Origin of the sequence: Alicyclobacillus sp. SO9, assembly GCF_016406125.1 — a bacterium.
GTDB lineage: Bacteria > Bacillota > Bacilli > Alicyclobacillales > Alicyclobacillaceae > SO9.
This window is the reverse complement of the sequence record NZ_CP066339.1, coordinates 4,083,375-4,098,406: the sequence shown is the minus strand read 5'-3', so window position 1 is coordinate 4,098,406 and position 15,032 is coordinate 4,083,375. Positions and strand designations below refer to the sequence as shown.

Below are 15,032 nucleotides of genomic sequence, written 5' to 3'. Positions count from 1 at the left end.
CAGCACAGGAATTCCGCTTTCTCCAACAAAATGAGGTGAAGAAGTGACAAAGGCAAAGCGGCAACGTCGAAATGTCTCGTTATGGCGTGGCATCTGGGAATGGGTTTGGCCGGTAGCCATTGGTGCTGCAGTTGCCGGAATCATTTCACACTGGGTCATTGGTGTTGCATATGTACCGACGGATTCAATGCGTCCGACAATCCCCAATCCGTGTTACATTGTAGACGACCACTTGGCTACAGAATTCCATGCCCCGTACGAAGGTGAAGTTGTCATTTTTCACTTTCCCGACAACCCCAAGGAAATTTTTGTGAAACGTATCATTGGGATGCCTGGGGACACGATTATGATTAAGAACGGACATGTATATCGAAATGGGAAGGTACTTTACGAACCTTATTTGGATGTAGTGACCTACGGAACGTATGGTCCGTATCATGTGCCGAAAGGGCACTACTTTATGCTTGGAGACAATCGAAATGTATCGAAAGACAGTCGCTTTTGGAAACACAAATACGTAGCGCGATCGGCAATTATCGGGCGCGCTGACATGGTCATTTGGCCCCTGTCCAAACTGCATACCATTGGTTCGTGATTTGCCTGAATTTCATTTTCAGGTTTTGGACAGGCCATGAGTTTGCCAATAGAGAAAGACGATAGGGAGGCACATCGGTGAAGGAAAAGCGGCACATGCGCATTAAGGAAATAGTAAGTCAACACGATGTTGAGACGCAGGATGAACTGATACACTTTCTGGAGATGTCTGGATTTTCGGTGACTCAAGCGACCATCTCCAGGGACATTAAGGAACTTCAGCTCCTCAAGGTCGTGGGACGTAATGGCCGCTACAAGTATGCAATTCCCATGGTCTCTTCCAGTGTGACCCTTGATACACTTCGGAGGAAACTAACGGATGTTTTTGTTTCACTGGCTCGGGCTAACAATTTACTGATTCTCAAGGTGATGCCAGGAAACGCTCATTCCATTGGGGCTATGCTCGACAACACACAGGTTCAAGGCCTTTTGGGGACAATCGCCGGAGACGATACACTGCTTTTGATTTGTACCAATGATGATGAAGCACGAATGCTTGAAAACTGGTTGACCCGGGATGAGGAAGAAGTATAATTCGGGGTCGAACTGAAGACTCACGGCAAACTTCTCGGGAAACGAGCGGACACGTCCATATGCAGTGTCCGCTACATCCACCAGCGCAGAAGTGCAAGTACGCTCATACCTGTTAGCATGGCCCAGAGCGGACTCTTGGTACGAATGGCGATGAAGATGGCTAGAACGGATGCAGCAGCAAAAGCAAAGTGGTTTCCGCCTGCTGCAAAAATGCCGTTATAAAGAGCTGGAGCTATCATTCCTGAAAAGACTCCGATGGGAATATAGTATAATCCCTGTTTCAGCCGAGGAGTCACTTTCAAGTGCCTGCCGATGAGCACGGACGGGAACCGTGTCAGATAGGTAGCGAGGGCTACGGCTGCAATTGTCAGGTTAATCTGAAGACTTGTCACGGGCACTCACTCCTATGAGAAAAGACAGCACTGCCCCAGCACAGACGGCCCCAGTCGTACCGTAAGCTTGATACACAAAAATTGCAGTTACCGCACTCAGCAGTGCAGCAGCAATCTGACGCTTTGCTTGCAGCTGGGCTGTCAGTAGACCGAGAAAGGCACCAATGTAAGCGAAGTCAAGCCCCCACTTCTGCGGATCTCCGATAAACCCGCCCACAGCAAATCCTAAAGCTGAACTGATGAGCCATGACAAGAAGATGGTTCCTCCGGCTCCGCCCAAATACCAGGCATTGATTGGACGTTTTTGGGTCGCTACCATTGTTACACTGAAACTTTCATCGGTCAGGCCGTGGGACAAGCCTGCCAACTTCCATGATGGAATCTCGCGCAGGAAGGGTCCGAGGGAAAAACCGTATAAAATTTGCCGAGCGTTTAGCAAAAAGGCACCGCTGACAACGACCCACATACCCAGGTGCTGATGTAGCATTGCCAAGACTGTAAATTGAGAAGCACCAGCAAATACAAAGATGGACATCGATAACGTCTGCCACAGGGATAGATGGTTTGCCGTATGGGCCAGCGCGCCGTAAGCAATCCCATAGGTGAACACACTCACTGCCAAAGGGAGTGTGTTGGCTGCAGCCTGCAACCCGTCTCTCATTGCTTCGTTTGCACAGCGAAGACGCTGTGGTACGCTTGTGGAGGTGTCAGGTTGATGTAACATGCAACAGCCCTCTTTCTTTGCAAGCTTGGACGAAGAAACCATTTCGTTACTTCTGTATGTTATAGCATACGTGAATCAATTATAACATACGTGCATTGAGGTGGAATGTGGAACGTGATGAATTGACAATCAGATTAGGGCAGCGTTTGCGCAGATTACGACAACAACGCAATATGAGTCTTGATGCGCTTTCCGAGCTGACGGGTGTCAGTAAACCTATGCTGGGACAAATTGAACGGGGAGTGTCCAATCCGACGGTGGCTACACTGTGGAAAATTGCCTCCGGATTAAACATCCCTTTTACGACTTTCGTGGCGGATGATACTGTGGTTCAGGTGATTCGAGCTCATGAGCAGACAGTGTTTTATGAGGACAATCAGCGCTTTCAGGTGCATAGTACGTATGCGGGGAAAGGTGTCCCGATTGAACTGTTTAGGGTGGAATTACTCCCCGGATGCAATCGGAGGGCAGAGGCTCACGCTTCTGGCGTAATTGAATCCGTTACAGTCATTGAAGGGGTACTAAGTGTTATTGTGGACGGCGAAGAATACAGTCTCGACCCTGGGGATACACTCAATTTCAGCGCAGACATTCTGCACAGCTATGAAAACCGCACTGATGTTACCTGTTGGGCAACCGTGGCCATTATCTATCGCTAGCCGCATTTGACGCAGGTGACGAAAGGCTCTACTGCCGGACCTGTTCTCTTGACGGCTCTGTTCCCTTGATGGACCCGTTCGGAAGCAGTAGTCTTAAGGAAGAACCTTACATAACTAGAGGCTCGGAGACTCGATTCAACTGGGTCTCACTGAAATAGCTGACAAAGATGAAACAACGCCTTTGTCAGGGACAGTATAAGCAAGAACGGAGTGATAGTATGGCAAAATATAATTCGGTCTTGGACCTGATTGGCCGCACCCCAATAGTAAAACTCAACCGAGTTTTGGACCATCGTGCAGCGTCTGTTTATGTGAAACTGGAAGGATTTAATCCGGCTGGCAGTGTGAAAGACAGAGCCGCAGCAAATATGATAAGAGTTGCGGAAGAAGAAGGAAAGATTGAGCCCGGACGGACGACAATCATTGAGCCTACCAGCGGTAACACAGGCATTGGACTGGCAATGGTCTGTGCTGCAAAAGGCTATCCTTGTGTCATTACAATGCCAGATAATGCAACAGCCGAGAGAGTAAAGATATTAACGGCCTACGGTGCCAAAGTTCATCTGACGCCTGCTTCTCAACGCATGCAGGGGGCAATCGACGAAGCAAAGCGGTTGTCACAGACAATTGAGCATAGTTTTATTCCAATGCAGTTTGAGAACCCGGCCAATCCGGATGCACACCGCATGACAACAGCTCAAGAGATCTTAAGCGATTTTAACGGCCGGCTTGACGCTTTTGTTCTTACCGCGGGCACCGGCGGAACAGTCACGGGGACAGGGGAAACACTGAGACAGCAGATTCCGAACTTGAAAATTTACGTCGTTGAGCCTGCAGGTTCGCCCGTATTGGCTGGGGGTGCACCTGGAGCCCACAAGATTCCCGGCACGGGCCCAGGATTCGTTCCGGATATCCTGAATCAGAGCATATACGACGACATTCTCCACATTAAGGATTCAGATGCACAGGAAATGGGTCGGAAATTGGCACGTGAAGAAGGACTGTTACTGGGACCATCGGGCGCGTCTGCTGTATATTTTGCTATCCAAAAAGCTGCCGAATTACCCGCCTCGGCAACGGTGTTGGCATTGGCTCCGGACACAGGTGAACGGTACCTGTCATCCGATTTCTTTGCCTGAGTCAGGGGAAGATCGGATGGGAAAAATAGGGGTTAAATGAATTAACGTTCGTAAAGTCTTGTTAAAAAAAGATCGGTCCAGAGACCGATGGCACATGTTATGCAAAACGTTATACTCATTAGTGTAAATGCCGGAAGGGATTTACCACTGTTACCGCAAATGGCGTTTCATAACGCAAACCTGCTATTGGCAGGTTCTTTTTTTTATCGAGAAACCCCGAAAAAGAGAGAACGCTGTAAAATAGCAACCAAGGACAGGCTCTGCCATGTTACGACAGTGAGGGAGAGGGATAGATATGCGTCAGATGCAACAGCGTGTTGCTCGTGCACTCACCATTGCTGGGTCTGACAGCGGGGGTGGGGCTGGTATTCAGGCTGACCTCAAAACCTTTGCTGCATTTGAAATTTACGGCGCATCTGCGCTGACAGCCGTAACAGCGCAAAATACGGTCGGTGTTCAACAGGTGCAGGTGCTTGATGAAACCCTCGTTTTGCAGCAAATAGATTCTGTGTTAAATGACATTGGGGCCGATGCAGTGAAAATTGGCATGTTAGGAACAGCTTCCGTTACAACGGCTGTAGCACAGAGGCTCTCAAGTGTCTACCAAGGACCGGTTGTCCTCGATCCCGTTATGGTTGCAAAAGGGGGCGAAAGCCTGCTGAAGGAAGATGCCGTGGCGGCCGTTATAGAACATCTGTTTCCGCAAGCCGCAGTTGTTACACCGAATATACCGGAGGCAGAACATTTGACAGGCAGCTCAATTCGCTCATGGGATGAGTGCGCTAAAGCTGCTGCGGTGCTGTCGCGACTTGGGGCGTCAGCTGTTATTCTCAAGGGGGGTCACGCTTCTGCCGCATGGACCCGGGATACTCTGCCAAAAGAGTTACAAAAAGAAGCGTTTGCTATAGATGTGTTGTTCGACGGTTCTCGCTTCACATACTTTGTAACACCTCACGTTGAGAGTCAAAAGACTCATGGGACGGGGTGTACCTTCTCATCGGCCGTTGCAGGCGGATTGGCAGCCGGTTTAAATCTGTATGAGGCCGTTGGCACGGCTAAGCAATTCATTTACGAGGCGATTCTAGGTGCGGCAACATGGTCTGTCGGACATGGGCACGGTCCAACAGACCATTCGGTAAGGCCCTCTTTTGCGAGGGGACTGACTGCAGGGCAGTGGTATCTGTTGAAAGATGTCGAGCGGTCGAACTGGGAGGTAATTGGATGAATGCTTCGATTGACTTTGGTAAATGGCTGCAACAAGTGCGGCTGGAAAAGCCCCTGGTGCATAACATTACCAACTGGGTTGTAACAAATATTGTGGCGAACGCCGAAATTTCCATGGGTGCGTCTCCGGTTATGGCTTATGCGAAGCAGGAAGTCGCAGACATGGCTCGGATTGCAAAGGCCGTAGCGTTAAACATGGGAACATTAAATGAAGAAGTGGTGGAAGCCATGCTGCTCGCTGGCCAAGCTGCCAATCAGATGGGTGTTCCTGTTGTCTTCGATCCCGTCGGCGTCGGCGCCACTCCATATCGCACTGAAACGGCGCGAGCGTTGATACACGATGTGAAACTATCCGTCCTGCGCGGCAACCGGGGCGAGCTAAGTGTACTGCTTGGTACCGGAGGAGCGGTTAAAGGTGTTGACTCAGCGGGAGGCGGTACAGGGCTGCAACATGCTATGCAATCTTATGCCAGAGAGCGGCAGTGCATTGTCGTTGCCACAGGAGAAGTGGACTATGTAACGGATGGAGAATCGATGTGGGAATTGAGCAACGGCCACCCGCTCATGGGGGCGATTACTGGGTCGGGTTGTATTGCCACCGGATTGATTGCATCCTTTGTCGCTGTGGTGAAACAAGGGTCTCCTCTGAGAAGGTATGCGGAAGCCTGTGTTGCAGCACTGACCTGTTACAATGTGGCGGGTGAGATGGCCGCTTTGGGCGCCAACGGTCCAGGTACCTTTCAAATGGTGTTGTTTGACCAGATTTATGGCCTGGACCCCGTGATTTTAGAAGAAAAATCTCAAGTTCGGACTGTGACTGAAAGTGAGTGATGACGTGTGAAGTCGTCTGAACTCAACCAGGCCTTGCAGGTCTATGCGGTGACGGATGAACGTCAGCGAGGAGAAGAACTGGTAGAAATCATCTACCAAGCCATTCGCGGAGGTGCTACAGCGATTCAGCTTCGCAGAAAAAATGAACTAGGTCGGACGTTTGTTCAGTTGGGGCTCAAAATCAGGGAAGTAACCAGGAAGGCAGGAGTGCTGTTTTTGGTTAACGGCAGGGTTGACATAGCCCTGCTCACAGACGCTGACGGTGTTCACGTTGGGCAAGATGACGTCTCTTGCGCAGATGCGCGGCGGATGCTCGGTTCTGAGAAAATCATTGGAGTGTCCGCGGAAACCTTGGCCCAGGCACTGACTGCCGAGCGCGACGGAGCAGATTATTTGGGGGTCGGCGCAGTGTATCCGACTCGGTCAAAACCTGACGCAGGTTTCACTGGTCTTGAAGGGCTCAAAGAGATTGCAGGCAGAGTATCAATCCCTGTTGTAGGGATTGGCGGCATTACTGCAGACAATGCCAGAATGGTCACTGAAGCTGGGGCTTGCGGGGTCGCCGTTGTGTCTGCGGTGATGAGTGCCAAAGACCCCGCCAACGCGACTCGAAAGCTAATTGGAGCTGTCCAATCAACGTAAAGTTCCAGTAAACGTGCAAAACGGCAATCCTGCGGGTAACTCACAGCCCAGGTTTTGCCGCTTTTACGCGTATCCGGTTTTGCCTCAGAGTTGAAATCAGGAAGTCATTCTGCGGTAACGCCTTGCCAAACTGCGGAGGGATTCAAGACCATAGACCATCAGTGCTGCTCCCGCAAAGATGGCGAAATGCCACAGCGCGTGCAGTAACAGTGACCGGGATAAAAAAGTGGCCAGTCCTGGGATGAAGCTTACGAGAATCAACACCGCACCAATATAGGCGTAAAACGTAGCTTTGCCTGCCTGCCGCTTCACGACGTCACCCCCGCATCTTCGCCAGCCTGCCGCACAGTGCGGACGTTCCAACGACTGGTCTGCCATCCGATGATTCCTCCGGACAATAGATAGAGTGTATGAACGAGATAGTGATGCATACTCGTGATGTCGGCCCATGTTTGGATTGAGGGCCACTGCGCAAAGATAAGGATCAGAGCTGCAAAAACAATCGTCAGTGGAATCTGCTTCATAGCATTGTGTCCTCCTTCAACCATTCTAGATTACGTAAGTCTAGTAACTACGTGTCTTTTATCGGTATAACCAAAAGGAGGAAAGCGTAAACGGTTTGAAGCATAGCCCCCTGCATTTTTGTTTGTGCAGTGGTCATGGCTCAGAGCCCGGCTGTTCCTCGATGTCCGCTGCGGGACCTCGCATTTCTGCCGGGGTACCCTGAAAAAATTTCGATGGTGTACCCCAGAAGACCTTTACTTATAGTGTTCTCTGTATTTTAAGGTTAAAGCTACATTCGCGATGATAAAGACCAGAACAATGCCAATAAACCAAGGCAATCCATACCACAGGGTTTTGCCGGCTCGCTGCGGCAGCCATACAACGACGCTGTATACAGGTGTGAAAAACATGACAAGGAAGGCCATCATCATAAGGAACGGAATGATGTGTTTCAGTTTCAACATCTCCATGACTACCATTTGTGAGCTCCATAGACTGAATTATTTTGTCCCGTCTTCAAAAACTTACTCTCCTTCAGAGGCGCTTGAAAGCTGTTTTTCAGCCTTTGTTTGTTCTGAGCGGTCAGCAAAGGCAGCGGTGTACAGCAAAGTGTATAATAGGCCATGACACGATTTATGGCTGCGGATGGGGTGTAGGCATGGCTACAAAGCACGAACAGATACTTGATTACATTGAAGGGCTAGAAGTAGGAACGCGGATTTCAGTTCGGCGCATCGCCAAGCGGTTGGAAGTCAGTGAGGGTACAGCGTACAGGGCAATTAAGGAAGCCGAACTAAGGGGTCTCGTCAGCGCAATTGACCGCATCGGAACAGTTCGTATCGAAACGAAGGAAAAGAAAAATATTGAACGTCTGACATTCGCAGAGGTTGTCAATATCGTCGAGGGCACGGTCCTTGGAGGCCGAGACGGTCTTCACAAAACCCTGCACAAATTTGTCATTGGTGCAATGCAGTTAGAGGCCATTGGTCGCTATATAGAACCTGGGAGTCTCATGATAGTTGGGAACCGCGAACAAGTACACAGACTGTCCTTGGAGAATGGGGCCGCAGTTCTGATTACTGGTGATTTTGACGCATCAGATGAAATCCAAAAGCTTGCCAATGAAAGACAACTTCCGCTGATTTCGTGCACTTACGATACATATACCACAGCAGCTCTGATAAACAGAGCCATTTACGACCGACTGATTAAGAAAGATATCCTTTTTGTTGAAGATATTGTTGTGAGGAATCCCACTACCGTATCCGCAGGGGCAACGGTAAAAAAATACATTGAATTAGTAGACATCACTGGGCATGGACGGATGCCTGTCGTGGACGAGCGAGGCCGAGTAGTTGGAATCATTACGGCTCGAGACGTTGCCGAGGCAAAGCCAACGGATTTGATTGATCAACATATGGCGAGACAAGCCTATTCCGTATCATTGAAGTCTACGGTTGCATCTGCAGCCCATCGGATGGTCTGGGAGGGCATAGAACTTTTGCCTGTAGTTGAAAATCGGCAGCTTGTCGGCGTTTTGAGCAGGCAGGATGTATTAAAGGCTTTTCAGTCCATGAACAGGCAGCCACAGGTTGGAGAAACGCTGGTGGACAGCGTTCTCCAACGCTTTCAAGAGGTTCGTCACGCTGACGGAAGCTTATCGCTGGTGGGTGTGGTTACCCCGCAAATGACGAGTTCTGCCGGAATTTTAGGGACTGGAACCCTGACCACGCTGATTGAATACGGCGCGGTTTTATGCCTGCAGCGCAACCGAAGGTCTGATATGGTGGTGGATAACGTGTCGCTGTATTCTTTGAAGCCGGTATCAGTGGATACGACAATTGATATTCGTTGCCGAATTCTCGACTATGGCCGGCGCATTGGAAAGGTTGAAGTGGAAGTCTACGACAGTGATGAGCGCGCTGTCAAAGCTCTCTTGACGACACAGATGCTGGAAAGGTGAGCGGATTGTCTACGTTTGTCCATTTGCATGTTCACAGCGAGTATTCCCTTCGCGAGAGTACACTGCGCATATCACAACTGGTGAATCAGGCGGTAGAGCATGATGCGCCTGCTGTTGCGGTGACAGATAGAAACGGTTTGTACGGTGCAGTGAAATTTTATAAAGCAGCACGCAAGGCAGGTATCAAGCCCATACTTGGTGTGCAATTGTCTGTTTGTAAAGACCAAGATTTAGACGAAGCAGCCCTTGGGCGGCCGCGTGGGCCGCAAATTGATGCAGCCGTGTTGCTGGCAGAATCATTGGAGGGTTACCGCAATTTGGTGAAACTCGTATCGCTGGCCAATACCCGGCATCGCAACCCCGTTGTAACCCTGTCCGAGGCAGCCAGTCACAGAGACGGTGTGATTGCATTGATTGCAGGCAGTGAGTCTCAGATTGCCAGGAGTTTTGCACAGCAGTCGGCACAAACTGCCCGGGAGTGGTTGCACGATTGGCATCAAATTTGGCGGCACAGCCACCTCTATATTGATGTTCAAGACCACGGTATGACCAGCGAACGGCAGGCTTTACGCGAGTTGCTGCAGTGGGCAACTGAAGCGCAGGTTCCCGTCGTCGCAACGAATGATGTACATTACCTGTATGAAACAGACGCAGGTATTCAGCGGACTTTGTCACAGCTTGACAACAGCCTGTGGAACAGTCCACTTCAAGGAAACCGCCATGACTTTGCAAGCCCTGCTGAAATGGAGCGGCGCCTGGGTCAGATTCCGAACGCAATTGAAAATACCCTTCGCATTGCAGAGCGTTGTACTGTTGAATTGCCCCTTGGGCAAGCTCATATGCCCAAATACCCCACCTCTAGCGGTGAACCGGCTGCAGAAGTGTTGACCAAGGCTGCGAGAGTAGGGATGCTTCAGCGTTACGGTACGGAAACCGAGGAACTCAGAGACCGTCTGGATTATGAACTGGAGATCATCAATCGCCTCGGATTTGCCGATTACTTTCTGGTGGTGGCTGACTTTATTCGATTTGCTCACAAGAATGGTATTTCAACAGGCCCAGGAAGGGGTTCTGCTGCAGGCAGCTTGGTCGCATACAGTCTTCGCATTACTGATGTGGATCCGCTGTCGAACCGACTTCTGTTTGAACGTTTTCTCAATCCAGAGCGCGTGAATTGGCCGGATATAGATACGGATTTTGAATATGAGCGACGCAACGAGGTCATTCAGTACGTTCTCTCTCGCTACGGTCAAGAGCGGGTCGCACAGATTGGTACGTTTGGAACACTGGCGGCCAGAGCGGCTTTACGGGATGTGGGCCGGGCGTTGCAGACAGATGCAAAACTGGTCGATCGCGTTGCAAAACTGGTCCCCGGTGTCCCCGGCATGACCTTGAAACGGGCACGAAAGGAAGTCCAAGATTTAAATGATTTGTTGCAGGCGGAGTCACGACTCAAACCCTTATGGGAGCAGGCGCTGGCTTTGGAAGGTCTGCCTCGCCACACTTCTGTTCATGCCGCCGGCGTTGTTATTTCCCCGTTTGTTCTCTCTGATTTGGTGCCCGTTCAAGAAGGCGCTGACGGGATTCCTGTAACTCAATACGATATGGAGGATGTGGAGGCGCTCGGGCTTGTGAAGATGGATTTTCTCGGCCTCAGGACCCTCACTCTCATTGACAACACCGCTAACAGTATCAAGGCTCGTACAGGCAAGACACTCAATTGGACGCGCATACCTGACGGTGATAAGGCAACCTTTCAAATGCTGGGGCGAGGTGAGACCGAGGGTTGCTTTCAGTTGGAATCGGCCGGTGTGCGGAGAGTATTGCGTGATTTGCGGCCAACCCGACTAGAAGACTTGATTGCTGTTATTTCTCTATACAGGCCGGGGCCAATGGAGAATATCCCTACTTTCATCAAGGCTCGTCACGGGCGTATTCCCGTTTCGTACCCACATCCTGATTTGGAGCAGATTCTGAAAGACACATACGGAGTCATTGTCTATCAGGAACAAATCATGCAAATAGCTGCGAGGATGGCAGGGTTTAGCCTTGGGCAGGCTGACCTGCTGAGACGGGCCGTCGGCAAAAAGAAACGCGATGTGCTCGATGCACAAAGGTCTGCATTTGTATCTGGGGCCGTGGCAAACGGCTATGATGAAGAAACAGCAGACCAAGTCTATGACTTGGTCGTACGATTTGCAGATTACGGCTATAACCGGAGCCATGCGGCAGCATATGCCGTGTTGTCGTATCGCACAGCCTGGCTTCGCGCTAACTACTTGCCGGACTTTTTGGCAGCGTTGCTGTCAATGACTGTTGGCAACGCTGGGAAAGAGGCGGAATACAAAAAAGATGCCAAGAAACATAAAATTGAAGTCTTGAGTCCTTCTGTACAAACCAGCGACGTACTCTATACGGTTGAATCGAAAAATGTGATTCGAACCGGACTTTTATCTGTCCGCAATGTGGGCAAAAGTGCAGTCGAAAACATCATGGAAGTCCGAAACAACGGGCAATTTACATCCCTGGTCGACTTTCTCCAACGCATCAACTCTCGAACCTGCAATCGTAAAGCGGTGGAAAGCTTGCTTGAGGCAGGGGCGTTAGACGATTTTCTGCCCGCCAGTGTTTCTCCGGAGGTGAAAAAATCCATGTTGGGCGAAGCCTACAATGAAGCCGCAGAAGGTAAGCAAATGGCTGGTCTGGGGCTTCAGTTTGACCGGGGGAATCAATCTGCGAACAGCGCTAGAGTGGAGCCTGTAAATGGAACTGTACATCCATCTGGCGGGCAGGAATCTTCGTCCCCCAAGCCGCCGAACGTCTTGTACATTCGGTATGGTCCACAGCCTGTCAAGACCCCGTCTGCTGCTCCCTTAAAGCACGCTTCAACCGCGGCTGTTAAGGAAACAATCCTGAAAAAAGTCCGTACAATGTTAACAGATGCACCGGGTGCAACTCGAGTGGTTCTGTATGACAGTGATAAGAGAAAAACACGTCTGCTTGAAGAGCGGTTCTCCGTCGAACTCTCTCCTGAACTCATTGGTGCACTAGAGGAAATCGTGGGTATGGGGAATGTGAAAATCGGTCGGATGCCCTCGACGCAAACACAGGAGGAATAGACAATGCTGGACGGAATGATTAAAATGCTCAAAGACCGGGGTGTTGAGGTTGCTCAACTCGCCGAGATTGTCTTTAGTTTGCAGAAACCGTACCATTCTACTCTTACACTTGAAGAATGTGAAGAAAATGTACGGCGAGTACTGACAAAAAGAGAGGTTCAGCACGCAGTTTATACAGGTATTGCACTGGATATGCTGGCAGAGGCCGGGAACCTGCCTGAGCCCTTGCAGAAAATTATGGAACAGGATGAGCCGCTTTACGGTATTGATGAAATTCTTGCGCTTTCCATTACAAACGTGTATGGTTCAATCGCAATGACCAATTTCGGGTATTTGGACAAAACCAAGCAAGGGATTATCGGTAAGCTGAACAACCACGAAGGCCAGATTCATGTATTTTTGGACGATCTCGTTGCCAGCATCATAGCATCAGCCGCGGCTCGACTGGCGCATCAACGGCACGCAAGGTCCTATGAGGATTCGCAGCGGGACAAATCCTGACACAGCTTGTTCGGAAACATGAGTAATTCGTGGTATAATTCTTGAAGCTATCGACAGAAACAGGAGCGGTGACAATGTGGACTGTCATTTATATCGCACAGTCGGAGAAGCTCGCCAATCAGGTAACGCAGAAACTCAATGCTGAAGGCTTTTTAGCCAAGATTCGAGGCTCTGGCGTGTCCAAACAACAATATGAAATTGTCGTTCCCGAAACGGAACTGGATGAAGTGCAGGAAGTTTTGAATGAAATTCTGCACGGGCACTGAGCACCTATCTTGACGTAGGTTCTCGAGAAATCGAGGTGAAATTGTGTTTAAAGACTTGTTTCATAAAAAACGCCATTATGCCACAATAGGCAAGGTTGAAGTCCCAACCAGGCCGGTTGATGGTGAGCAACAAAAAGATAGTATTCCTAAAGGAATCGTAAACAAGTGTAAATCCTGCGGCGCAATTTTGATTGCCAAGGAATTACACAAGCATCTGCATACTTGTCCTCATTGTGGTTACCACTTTTCTATGGATGCTGCTTCGAGAATTCTTGCTACGCTGGACGACGAAGGTTTCACAGAGTATGACGCAGACGTCAGTTCCGAGGATCCCCTTGGCTTTCCTGGTTACATGGATAAGATAAGAAAAGCCCAAACTGATTCAGATTTGCTTGAAGGGGTCGTTACTGGCTATGGAACGCTTGGCGGTAATCCACTCAGCATCGGTGTGATGGATTCCAGGTTTATTATGGGAAGCATGGGCGCTGCAGTGGGCGAAAAAATCACCCGGGCGATGGAGCGGGCTGCAGACGAGCGACATCCTTTCGTTTTGTTTACCGCATCAGGCGGGGCTCGTATGCAGGAAGGCGTGCTGTCTCTGATGCAGATGGCTAAGACGTCGGCTGCATTGCAGCGGATGCATGAACGCGGTGCCCTTTTTATTTCTGTTATTACACATCCGACCACAGGCGGCGTAAGTGCTAGTTTTGCCAGTCTCGGAGACATTATTCTGGCAGAGCCCGGAGCTTTGTTTGGGTTTGCTGGTCGAAGGGTCATTGAACAGACGATTCGGCAAAAGCTGCCGGACGACTTTCAAACGGCTGAGTTTATGCTGAAGCACGGAATGATAGATAAGGTAGTACATCGCAAAGAGCTGCGGGAAACATTGGCCACCATCCTGCACATTCATTCACCGGGAGGTAAGGTCAATGCCGAGTGAATTGGATTTTGAAAAACCGCTAAAGGAACTGCAAGCAAAGATACAGCAGTTGAGAAGTTTTATGACCGACAGCGGAGTGGACCTGACGGCGCAAATTCAGGAGTTGGAGGAACAACTTCAGACATTATCCAATCAGGTTTACGATGAGTTAACGCCTTGGCAACGTGTACAAATCGCACGGCAACCCGGTCGTCCAACAACTCTGGAATACATTGAAGGAATCTGTTCTGAGTTTATTGAATTACACGGAGACAGGAACTTTCGGGATGATCCAGCCATCGTTGGAGGCATCGGCGTTCTTGAAGGCACTCCCGTAACAGTCATTGGCCATCAGAAGGGCCGAGATACGAAAGAAAACATTTATCGCAACTTTGGTATGGCACATCCCGAAGGCTACCGTAAAGCCCTTCGACTGATGAAGCAGGCGGAGAAATTCGGCAGGCCGGTGATTTTGTTTATCGATACTGCCGGCGCTTATCCGGGAATGTCTGCAGAAGAGCGCGGTCAGAGTGAAGCCATTGCTGTCAATCTGCGAGAGATGGCAGGACTCAAGACGCCGACGGTGTGCTTTGTAACGGGCGAAGGCGGAAGCGGGGGTGCACTGGGATTAGGTGTTACGGACCAAATCTTTGTACTCGAGTACGCGTGGTATTCCGTGATTGCACCCGAATCCGCTGCAGCCATCCTGTGGAAGGACAGTACTCAAGGGGCGAGAGCAGCAGAAACAATGAAAATTGGTGCCAAGGATTTAATCGACTTTGGCGTTGCGGACCAACTCGTACCGGAGCCCGCAGGGGGCGCTCAAAAAGACCCGCATAAGATGATTGAGACGGTGAAGCAGATTGCTGTGAAATCTCTTCGAGAACTGTCACAGTTGTCTGTTTCAGAGTTGCTCGAAGCTCGTTACAATAAATATCGGAACATGGGCGTATATTCTGAGTAACACTTGCAATGAATGAACAGTACCTGCAAAGGCTGCAGGTACTGGCCCGTACTTTGC

The 15,032-nt window shown here is 50.0% G+C and carries 18 protein-coding genes; 13 read left to right on the top strand and 5 right to left on the bottom strand.

Going from position 1 to position 15,032, the window contains the following annotated elements:
* Positions 1-43 precede the first annotated feature (43 nt).
* Both lepB and argR read left to right on the top strand, forming a co-directional pair.
* On the top strand, positions 44-595 hold the full coding sequence (gene lepB, locus GI364_RS19170; RefSeq protein WP_198850807.1) for a signal peptidase I: 552 nt from the start codon (positions 44-46) through the stop codon (positions 593-595).
* 77 nt (positions 596-672) lie between these two features.
* Positions 673-1,128, top strand: a complete 456-nt coding sequence (argR, locus tag GI364_RS19165) for an arginine repressor (protein ID WP_255524486.1) — start codon at positions 673-675, stop codon at positions 1,126-1,128.
* A gap of 71 nt (positions 1,129-1,199) precedes the next feature.
* Here the strand turns inward: argR and GI364_RS19160 are convergent, their stop codons facing one another.
* Together GI364_RS19160 and GI364_RS19155 are read right to left on the bottom strand one after the other, a co-directional pair.
* The gene (locus tag GI364_RS19160; protein ID WP_198850806.1) at positions 1,200-1,520 is read right to left on the bottom strand and encodes an AzlD domain-containing protein; all 321 of its coding nucleotides are present in this window, start codon (positions 1,518-1,520) and stop codon (positions 1,200-1,202) included.
* On the bottom strand, positions 1,501-2,244 hold the full coding sequence (locus GI364_RS19155) for an AzlC family ABC transporter permease (protein ID WP_198850805.1): 744 nt from the start codon (positions 2,242-2,244) through the stop codon (positions 1,501-1,503). The genes GI364_RS19160 and GI364_RS19155 overlap by 20 nt, the downstream gene beginning before the upstream one ends.
* Before the next feature lie 107 nt (positions 2,245-2,351).
* Between GI364_RS19155 and GI364_RS19150 the strand changes: the two genes are divergently transcribed.
* The 5 genes from GI364_RS19150 (at position 2,352) to thiE (ending at position 6,739) form a co-directional block, all read left to right on the top strand.
* Positions 2,352-2,903: a helix-turn-helix domain-containing protein gene (locus GI364_RS19150; RefSeq protein ID WP_198850804.1), complete on the top strand. Its 552-nt coding sequence runs from the start codon at positions 2,352-2,354 to the stop codon at positions 2,901-2,903.
* A gap of 218 nt (positions 2,904-3,121) precedes the next feature.
* Complete coding sequence (gene cysK, locus GI364_RS19145; RefSeq protein ID WP_198850803.1) at positions 3,122-4,042, top strand: cysteine synthase A; 921 nt, start codon at positions 3,122-3,124, stop codon at positions 4,040-4,042.
* A gap of 295 nt (positions 4,043-4,337) precedes the next feature.
* Positions 4,338-5,267 (top strand): bifunctional hydroxymethylpyrimidine kinase/phosphomethylpyrimidine kinase, encoded by a 930-nt coding sequence (thiD, locus tag GI364_RS19140; RefSeq protein ID WP_233095876.1) that lies wholly within the window; start codon positions 4,338-4,340, stop codon positions 5,265-5,267.
* Positions 5,264-6,097, top strand: a complete 834-nt coding sequence (gene thiM, locus GI364_RS19135) for a hydroxyethylthiazole kinase (RefSeq protein WP_198850802.1) — start codon at positions 5,264-5,266, stop codon at positions 6,095-6,097. Before thiD ends, thiM begins: the two co-directional genes overlap by 4 nt.
* 6 nt (positions 6,098-6,103) lie before the next feature.
* Positions 6,104-6,739, top strand: a complete 636-nt coding sequence (thiE, locus tag GI364_RS19130) for a thiamine phosphate synthase (RefSeq protein ID WP_198850801.1) — start codon at positions 6,104-6,106, stop codon at positions 6,737-6,739.
* Positions 6,740-6,835: 96 nt separating this feature from the next.
* Here the strand turns inward: thiE and GI364_RS19125 are convergent, their stop codons facing one another.
* The 3 genes from GI364_RS19125 to GI364_RS19115 all read right to left on the bottom strand — a co-directional run bounded on the left by GI364_RS19125 (position 6,836) and on the right by GI364_RS19115 (position 7,722).
* Positions 6,836-7,051: a hypothetical protein gene (locus GI364_RS19125; protein ID WP_198850800.1), complete on the bottom strand. Its 216-nt coding sequence runs from the start codon at positions 7,049-7,051 to the stop codon at positions 6,836-6,838.
* Positions 7,048-7,263, bottom strand: a complete 216-nt coding sequence (locus tag GI364_RS19120) for a hypothetical protein (RefSeq protein ID WP_198850799.1) — start codon at positions 7,261-7,263, stop codon at positions 7,048-7,050. The genes GI364_RS19125 and GI364_RS19120 overlap by 4 nt, the downstream gene beginning before the upstream one ends.
* Before the next feature lie 234 nt (positions 7,264-7,497).
* Positions 7,498-7,722: a hypothetical protein gene (locus GI364_RS19115; RefSeq protein ID WP_198850798.1), complete on the bottom strand. Its 225-nt coding sequence runs from the start codon at positions 7,720-7,722 to the stop codon at positions 7,498-7,500.
* A gap of 179 nt (positions 7,723-7,901) precedes the next feature.
* Here GI364_RS19115 and GI364_RS19110 point away from each other — a divergent pair, with 179 nt between their 5' ends.
* The 6 genes from GI364_RS19110 to GI364_RS19085 all read left to right on the top strand — a co-directional run bounded on the left by GI364_RS19110 (position 7,902) and on the right by GI364_RS19085 (position 14,975).
* Complete coding sequence (locus GI364_RS19110) at positions 7,902-9,206, top strand: DRTGG domain-containing protein (protein ID WP_198850797.1); 1,305 nt, start codon at positions 7,902-7,904, stop codon at positions 9,204-9,206.
* A gap of 5 nt (positions 9,207-9,211) precedes the next feature.
* Positions 9,212-12,325: a DNA polymerase III subunit alpha gene (gene dnaE, locus GI364_RS19105; protein WP_198850796.1), complete on the top strand. Its 3,114-nt coding sequence runs from the start codon at positions 9,212-9,214 to the stop codon at positions 12,323-12,325.
* Between the two features lie 3 nt (positions 12,326-12,328).
* Positions 12,329-12,826, top strand: a complete 498-nt coding sequence (locus GI364_RS19100) for a phosphatidylglycerophosphatase A family protein (protein ID WP_198850795.1) — start codon at positions 12,329-12,331, stop codon at positions 12,824-12,826.
* Positions 12,827-12,900: 74 nt separating this feature from the next.
* Positions 12,901-13,092 (top strand): glutamate decarboxylase, encoded by a 192-nt coding sequence (locus tag GI364_RS19095; RefSeq protein WP_198850794.1) that lies wholly within the window; start codon positions 12,901-12,903, stop codon positions 13,090-13,092.
* A gap of 43 nt (positions 13,093-13,135) precedes the next feature.
* Positions 13,136-14,032: an acetyl-CoA carboxylase, carboxyltransferase subunit beta gene (accD, locus tag GI364_RS19090; protein WP_198850793.1), complete on the top strand. Its 897-nt coding sequence runs from the start codon at positions 13,136-13,138 to the stop codon at positions 14,030-14,032.
* A complete protein-coding gene (locus tag GI364_RS19085) occupies positions 14,022-14,975 on the top strand; it encodes an acetyl-CoA carboxylase carboxyltransferase subunit alpha (protein ID WP_198850792.1) in 954 nt (317 codons plus the stop codon). Before accD ends, GI364_RS19085 begins: the two co-directional genes overlap by 11 nt.
* The last annotated feature ends 57 nt before the right edge of the window (positions 14,976-15,032 follow it).

Bases quoted from the DNA above. Each gene is read 5' to 3' on its own strand.
- GI364_RS19155 (WP_198850805.1), bottom strand. From the start codon at position 2,244: ATGTTACATCAACCTGACACCTCCACAAGCGTACCACAGCGTCTTCGC.
- cysK (WP_198850803.1), top strand. From the start codon at position 3,122: ATGGCAAAATATAATTCGGTCTTGGACCTGATTGGCCGCACCCCAATA.
- thiD (WP_233095876.1), top strand. From the start codon at position 4,338: ATGCGTCAGATGCAACAGCGTGTTGCTCGTGCACTCACCATTGCTGGG.
- thiM (WP_198850802.1), top strand. From the start codon at position 5,264: ATGAATGCTTCGATTGACTTTGGTAAATGGCTGCAACAAGTGCGGCTG.
- GI364_RS19120 (WP_198850799.1), bottom strand. From the start codon at position 7,263: ATGAAGCAGATTCCACTGACGATTGTTTTTGCAGCTCTGATCCTTATC.
- GI364_RS19115 (WP_198850798.1), bottom strand. From the start codon at position 7,722: ATGGTAGTCATGGAGATGTTGAAACTGAAACACATCATTCCGTTCCTT.
- GI364_RS19110 (WP_198850797.1), top strand. From the start codon at position 7,902: ATGGCTACAAAGCACGAACAGATACTTGATTACATTGAAGGGCTAGAA.
- GI364_RS19100 (WP_198850795.1), top strand. From the start codon at position 12,329: ATGCTGGACGGAATGATTAAAATGCTCAAAGACCGGGGTGTTGAGGTT.
- GI364_RS19095 (WP_198850794.1), top strand. From the start codon at position 12,901: ATGTGGACTGTCATTTATATCGCACAGTCGGAGAAGCTCGCCAATCAG.
- GI364_RS19085 (WP_198850792.1), top strand. From the start codon at position 14,022: ATGCCGAGTGAATTGGATTTTGAAAAACCGCTAAAGGAACTGCAAGCA.